The organism is uncultured Corynebacterium sp. (assembly GCF_937999985.1).
Taxonomy (GTDB): Bacteria; Actinomycetota; Actinomycetes; order Mycobacteriales; family Mycobacteriaceae; genus Corynebacterium.
This window is the reverse complement of sequence record NZ_CALLDG010000052.1, coordinates 73,091-79,968: the sequence shown is the minus strand read 5'-3', so window position 1 is coordinate 79,968 and position 6,878 is coordinate 73,091. Positions and strand designations below refer to the sequence as shown.

At 65.0% G+C, this 6,878-nt stretch carries 6 protein-coding genes and 1 pseudogene; all 7 read right to left on the bottom strand.

What is annotated here, in order from left to right; genetic code table 11:
- Positions 1-222: pseudogene (locus tag Q0331_RS02480) on the bottom strand (endonuclease/exonuclease/phosphatase family protein); the annotation flags it as partial.
- A gap of 62 nt (positions 223-284) precedes the next feature.
- The gene (locus Q0331_RS02475) at positions 285-824 is read right to left on the bottom strand and encodes a DUF3151 domain-containing protein (protein ID WP_298074573.1); all 540 of its coding nucleotides are present in this window, start codon (positions 822-824) and stop codon (positions 285-287) included.
- Between the two features lie 14 nt (positions 825-838).
- Entirely contained in the window at positions 839-1,873 is a 1,035-nt protein-coding gene (gene fbaA, locus Q0331_RS02470; protein ID WP_298074571.1) for a class II fructose-bisphosphate aldolase, read from the bottom strand.
- Positions 1,874-2,055: 182 nt separating this feature from the next.
- The gene (locus Q0331_RS02465; protein WP_298074569.1) at positions 2,056-3,399 is read right to left on the bottom strand and encodes a glycoside hydrolase family 76 protein; all 1,344 of its coding nucleotides are present in this window, start codon (positions 3,397-3,399) and stop codon (positions 2,056-2,058) included.
- Between the two features lie 438 nt (positions 3,400-3,837).
- Positions 3,838-4,521, bottom strand: a complete 684-nt coding sequence (locus tag Q0331_RS02460; protein WP_298074567.1) for an RNA methyltransferase — start codon at positions 4,519-4,521, stop codon at positions 3,838-3,840.
- A 9-nt stretch (positions 4,522-4,530) separates the two neighbouring features.
- Complete coding sequence (gene pyrE / locus Q0331_RS02455; protein ID WP_049049915.1) at positions 4,531-5,097, bottom strand: orotate phosphoribosyltransferase; 567 nt, start codon at positions 5,095-5,097, stop codon at positions 4,531-4,533.
- A gap of 44 nt (positions 5,098-5,141) precedes the next feature.
- The gene (locus Q0331_RS02450; RefSeq protein WP_298074564.1) at positions 5,142-6,875 is read right to left on the bottom strand and encodes a hypothetical protein; all 1,734 of its coding nucleotides are present in this window, start codon (positions 6,873-6,875) and stop codon (positions 5,142-5,144) included.
- Between the last annotated feature and the right edge of the window lie 3 nt (positions 6,876-6,878).

Sequence of the window (6,878 nt, the reverse complement as noted above, 5' to 3'; positions counted from 1 at the left end):
GACGATCAAGACCGCCAGCAGAGCCAGAACCGCGCATAGCGCCGCGCGGCGTACCGAACGGAGGATGCCGATACCCGCCGCGGCAAGCACACCGGCAACCCACGCGCTGGCCTGCATTTCGGCGACGAAAGGCCAGCCGGCCGTGGGTTCTGCGGGCCAGAGGATGCTGGACATCCAGAAGATCGCCACGACCAGCGTGGCGATGCAGAGGTTCCGGTTCACTCCGCGGCTCGGGGCTGGCAGAGAGAAAGAACGGCGTTGGTTCATTTCCGTTCAGGCACGGGTTAGCCCTCGGCGGGCGGGGTGGCGCCGGGTTCGGTGATTGGCTTGGACTCGGCCTTCTTGCCGGAGCCGTCCAGCCCCAGAGCTGGGGCTGCCGCCGGGTCACAGTCGTGCAGCAGGTTCAGGCAGCGCACGACCTCATCATCCTCGCCGAGGGCGCGGGCGGTCTGCACCAGCGCGCCGATGGCGCGGAGCACACCCTGGTTCGGCTCGTGGCTCCACGGGACCGGCCCGGTGCCACGCCAACCATTGCCACGCAGGGCATCCAGGCCGCGGTGGTAGCCGGTGCGAGCACAAGCGTAGGCCTGCACAGGCTGACCTTCGGCCAGCAGCACCTCGGCCAGGGCGGCCCATGCGCCGGAATCCTTCAGGTTCTCCGAGACCACAGCCTCCAGCGACTCGCGCGACTGCGCAGTACTTGCACCACCGCCAGCGCCAACACCACCCTCCACCGGAATGGAGCTTGCCAGCTCCTGCGGTAGGCGCACCTCCGGGTGCTCCGCGCCGAAGAGGTCTCGACTGTGACGAATCTGTTCTGCCATCGTGCTAACGGAACCTACTTAGCAACGGAAGTGCCAGCGGAGTGCAGGTCGTTGCAGGCCTCCACCACGCGGACGGACATGGCCTCCTCAGCCTTCTTCAGGTAGGAGCGCGGGTCGTAAACCTTCTTGTTGCCGACCTCGCCGTCGATCTTCAGCACGCCGTCGAAGTTGGTGAACATGTGGCGGGCAACCGGGTTGGTGAAGGCGTACTGGGTGTCCGTGTCCACGTTCATCTTGATCACACCGTAACGCAGAGCCTCCTCGATCTTCTCCTTCTCGGAGCCGGAGCCACCGTGGAAGACGAAGTCGAACGGGTTGGAGCCCTCAGAAAGGCCCAGCTTCTTCTCCGCAACCTTCTGGCCCATGTCCAGAACCTCCGGGCGCAGCTTCACGTTGCCCGGCTTGTACACGCCGTGGACGTTGCCGAAGGTAGCGGCCAGCAGGTAGCGGCCGTGCTCGCCGGTGCCCAGAGCATCAACGGTCTTAGCGAAGTCCTCCTCGGTGGTGTACAGGTTAGCGCCGGCCTTGGCCTCCACGCCGTCTTCCTCGCCACCGACAACGCCGATCTCCACCTCGAGGATGATGTTGGCCTTCTGGGCGTCAGCCAGCAGATCCTTAGCGATCTCCAGGTTCTCGTCGATCGGGATAGCGGAGCCGTCCCACATGTGAGACTGGAATAGCGGGTTCTCGCCAGCCTCCACGCGCTTACGGGAGATCTCCATCAGCGGGCGAACGTACTCGTCCAGAACTTCCTTCTGGCAGTGGTCGGTGTGCAGAGCAACGTTCACGCCGTAGTGCTTAGCAGCCTGGTGAGCAAACGCAGCCAGGGCCTCCGCACCCGCAACCATGTTCTTCACGGCCAGGCCGGAACCGAACTGGGAACCACCGGTGGAGAACTGGATAATACCGTCGGACTCCGCATCCGCAAAGCCCTTCAGAGCAGCATTGATGGTCTCGGAAGAGGTGCAGTTGATGGCGGGGTATGCGAAGCCATTCTCCTTCGCATTGTCCAGCATGTCGCGGTAGACGTCGGGGGTTGCAATAGGCATTTCGATGCTCCTTCAATTCCTTGAAATAGGGCAGGTAGGTCTCCGCCCACAATTATGCCCACAAATTCAACACCGTGCAGTCACTCCGGCGAGCACTCCCCCTTATGTCCACGTGCCCTCTCTGCACACTGCCCCTCGCCGCTCGTCTACCCGTTTCTCGCCACTCACCCACCGCTCGAGCGTCACTCCGCCGCGATAGTGCGCGCCGCCGCCTCCATCAGCATCCACCCGGAAAGCTGGACGGACAGATCCCGCTCCGCAATATCAGAGCTCGCCACCGCCCCCGCAATCGTCGCACCAACCAGCCCACCAGCCTGCGGCATCGTCGCATCCTTCGACCAATCGGCAGAGAACACCGGCAGCCCGTCAACCTCCAGGCGGAAACGCCACACCTGCTCGGCTGTCGCCAACACAATCCGCCGAGCTATGGCCACCGCCTCCGTGCCGTGCCGACCTGGCGTCGGCAAGCACTCCACAACAAGAGAAAGATAACGCGCAAGAATGCCATTAAACAGTCCGCCATCACCACCCGAAGTGCGCGCACTGATCGCGCCGTCGCGGTCGGTAAGATGCACCTCGACCGCGCGAAGCAGGCCATGGATGCGGGTTATTTCTTTGACGCCCACATCTGAAACCGTACGGTCCTCCACCCCAGCCGCACGCCTGCGCGCGAGGGCGAGCTCCACGCACGCGCCGATCATCACGCCCTGACAATAAGGATGCACCGCCGTGACGGGTTCCGGGCCGGCCATCCGCATGTGGATACCATCCATGACCAGGCCGTCTTCGTTAATGAGGTTGTCGAAAGTCCAGTCGATCAGGCGCTCCGCCGTCTCGATATCGCCATTACGTGCGGCGAGGATGGCGGCAGGGCCGTTGGTGGGGACGTTGTAGAAAGTCTCCTGCGTGCGCCACGGCAGCACACCCGTGAGGCTATCCACACCCTCGAAAATGTTCTCCATCAGGGGCTCCAGCTCGCGGGGCGTGCCGAGTTTTGCCTGAATCTTCGGAGTGCTCGCCACCCGCTGCATGGCCAGGGCCAGCCACGCCTTGTCGTCGTAGTAGTGGTTAGCGGTCAGGGGGCGAAGGTTGCGGATGCGCATGGCGCGCAGGTGGCGGCGGATGGCGACCATCCGGGAGCGGGTGGGGCGGCGGATGGCGGCATCGATGAGGTTGTCGATGTAATGAGCTTGCCACCAGTAGTGCCAGCGGACGAACATGCGGTCGCGAGTGGTCGGCGGCCAGGCGATAACTCCCAGCGTGGTGCGCGGGATGCCCCAGAGGCGGCTGGCGTGGCGCTCGTGAACCGCCTGGTAGGCGAGGTCCGCGCGGTGGTCCCAGCGCTCGATGAGCTCCTGGTTGGGATTGGGGGATTCTGCTGGCGAGGCTTCGGCGGCCTCAGCCTGCCCGGCTGCCCCTGCTGCCTGCCCAGCCGCCCCCTCCGCAGATTCTTGCGGCGCCGCAGAAATGTCTTCTACCTGCGACGACTTGCTACCCCGCTTCCTATTGCCGGGAAGATTAAACACTCTGCACACCTCACTCGGTTGTAGCGCTCTGCAAAACAGTCTAGCCCTCCCTCGGAACTGCGCTGCCCAGCAGTCAAATGTCGCTAGATCGGGAATGCGTTAAAGACCATAATTCCCAACTACACAAACGTGCAGTTCAGAGCGTTTTCATTTTTCGAAGACCGCTACGCGCGCCCACGTATTCCCGTTCTAACGACATTCTGCTCACCAGAGCCCCAATTCCTACCCCCAACGCCCTGCGCATTCCCATGCATTCCCGTTCTAACGACATTTGCGGAGTCACGGAGGGCGCAACTACCAAGCCTGGGGCAAGCGCAGCTACCAGGCCCACGAAATCCCCACATTCCAGGCCTGGAGACGCCTCATTTACCAGGCCTGGAGACGCCTCATTTACCAGACCTGGAGACACCTCATTTACCAGACCCAGAACACCCCCAATTACCAGGCCTGGGAGAGGTCCGCGTGCTGGCGAATCCACGCATGCATCGCAATCCCCGCCGCGACACCGGCGTTAATGGACCGCGTCGAACCAAACTGAGCAATGGAGACCGTCATTCGCGCAGCATCCTGCGCCTCCTGGGTCACGCCCGGCCCCTCCTGGCCAAACAGCAGCAGGCAGCGCTCCGGCAGCTCCGCGGTTTCCAGCGGCACGCACCCCGGGGTGTTATCCACCGCCACCACAACTAGCCCCTCCCGGGCCGCGAATTCCAGCACCTCCCCCACCGTCGCATGGTGCTGTAGGTGCTGGTAACGGTCGGTGACCATCGCCCCGCGTCGGTTCCAGCGCCGCCGCCCGACGATGTGCACGGTGTCCACCGCGAAGGCGTTCGCAGTCCGCACGACGGTGCCAATGTTCGAGTCGTTTTCGAAGTTCTCAATGGCGATATGCAGCACGTGCCGCCGGGTATCAATGTCCGCAATGATCGCGGACTGCTTCCAGTACCTGTAGGCATCCACCACGTTGCGTGTATCCCCGGCATCCAGCAGCTCGGGGTCGAAGCGCGGATCCGTCGGGCGGGGCTGGTTGGGGTGTTCTTCTTCCCAGCTGCGCACCCCTCGGGGATGCTCCAGCCACTCCGTCGGTCCGGGTTTATCGTGTGATTCGGGGGAGGTGGGCGTCATCAAAAATACCTAGGAAAGCCCCAGGTCGGACAGGCCCAGCAGCGAGCGGTACTCGACTCCCTCGGCCTCAATAACATCCTTGGCACCGGTCGCGCGGTCCACGACAGTGGCCACGCCAACGACGGTCGCACCGGCCTCGCGGGCAGCGGCGACGGCGGTCAGCGGGGAGTTGCCCGTGGTGGTCGTATCCTCGACGATCAGCACCCGCTTACCCTCAATATCCGGGCCTTCGATGCGGCGCTGCATGCCGTGCTTTTTGGCTTCCTTGCGCACGACGAAGGCGTCGATGGTACGCCCGGCAGCCTCGCCAGCGCCAGCCGACCCAGCGTGCATGATCGCCGTCGCCACCGGGTCCGCGCCCAGGGTCAGCCCGCCGACGTGCGCGTAGTCCCAGTCGGCGGTCAGTTCGCGCAGCAGCTCGCCGATCAGCGGCGATGCCTCGTGGTGCAGGGTCGCGCGACGCAGGTCGACGTAGTAGTCGGCCTCCTTGCCAGAGGAAAGGGTCACGCGCCCGTGCACCACCGCCAGCTCCTTGACGAGCTCGGCGAGGCGCTGCTTCTTGGCTTCATCGATCATTGCGGTTTCTCCTTCTTGTCTGTGCCGTTGTGTGCCCGGCGGACTTACTGCTGGTCGTCTTCGACGACCTCGCCGTCGACGGTTTCGTACTCGATCGGTTCGATAGGTTCGGGGCGGGCGTGGCGTGCCTCTGGCGCGCGATGACGCCCACCGCTCCGCCGACGCTGCGTCACAGGAGACAGGCGCACTGCAGTGGACTTAGTCTCCTCGAATTCCTCGAAAATGGTGGCCTCTTCCGCCTCGACGCGGATGACCTGCGCATACTGCGAGTTGTGCGAGCTCATGTGCTCGGGGTCCTCACCCAGGCGCGGGATGCCCCCATCGCGGCGACGGCGCCGCCCCGCGTGGAGGTCGTCATCCTCCGCGGGGTCGTCGTAGTCGCCCACGGCAAAGCTGTCGAAGCTGTCCGGGTCTCCGCCCTCCCAGCGGGTGTGCGTGCGGGAGGGGAAGGTCACCGGCTCTGCGGGGCGGGTGATGTCGGGCCGCTCCGGGTTCGGCACCTCCGCGTGCGCGGCGGCTTCCTCGGCGCGGGCAGTGCTGTCCTGCGCGAGGTTGGAATCCGCGGCGGCGGAGGCCGAGGCGTCACTACCGGCACGGCCCGCATCATCCGCAGTGCCGTCCGGCACAGCCTGCAGGTAGGCCGCGCGGCGGGAGGAGGTCTCGGCGGCCTGCTCTTCGATCTCCTCCTGGTTCACCGGGTCGGCGGTGTTCACCTGCAGCGGGCCGCCGGGCAGGGGTCGCAGTTGGTCGGCGGCCAGCATCTCCAGCGGCGCGCTGGTCTGCGCCGGGGGCAGCACCATAGCGGCATCCACCAGGGAGCGCAGCCGTGGCAGGATCTCCTGCCACACGTTGAAGTCGAGCTTGCGGGAGATCCGCACGACCGTCCAATTCTGCCCCCACGCCACATCACTGGCGACCTGCGAAAGCGCGGCGAGGGAGTCCTCCACACGAGCGTCTAGCATGCGATCCAGCGCACGGACGTCAGTGGTGTATGCAGCGAACGGGGGCTGGTCCAAGAGGTCAGTGCGGCGCATTCCCGCGGGTTGTGCGCCACCGGCGGAATACAGCACCTGAACTGGGGATTCTTCCACCCGGCGCATCGCCATCAGCGTGGACGATCCCACGTCGCCGATGTGCACCTGGTGCCCGTCGACGAAGCCGCTGACTACTTCGCGCAGCGTCGGCACGCCACGCCGCTGATCCCCCAGGATGGCGATGGGCCAGTCGCGCGCGACCTCGCCGTCTTCCTTCGTGTACTCGAAGCCGTTGTCGGCCGCCCATTGGCGACGCCGCCTCCGGGGAAAACCGAAAGCCGCCATTGCTGACGCGGGCGAGGACGCAGGCGCGGACCGATCCTCCGACGGTTCCTCTGCCCAGCCTTCAGCGGGGCTCTCGTCTAGATCATCGTCCGCATTTTCGGCCGGGTATTCGGCGGTATATTCGCCTGGCTCGTCTTCGTCCCCGGACCACGAGTCGAACTGTGGGCCGTCCCATGCTGCGGACCATTCTTCGTCATCCGCCTCGGGCCACTCGCCGTCTTCATCTTCGGGCCATTCGTTGCCCTCAGGCTCCTCCTCGGAGTCGCCCTCGAAGCTGCCATCCTCATGGCCCTCATCCGTGGACCAGCCCCCGTTATCCCCGCTGCACTCGCCGTACCCGCGGTTCCCCCCGTCATACCCGTCAGCTCCATCGGCGCCGGCTGCGTCGCTATCTTTTGCGCGCAGGAGTAACCACACGGCAAGGCCCAACAGGGCCAAGCCGAGGATTAACGCGAACATGGA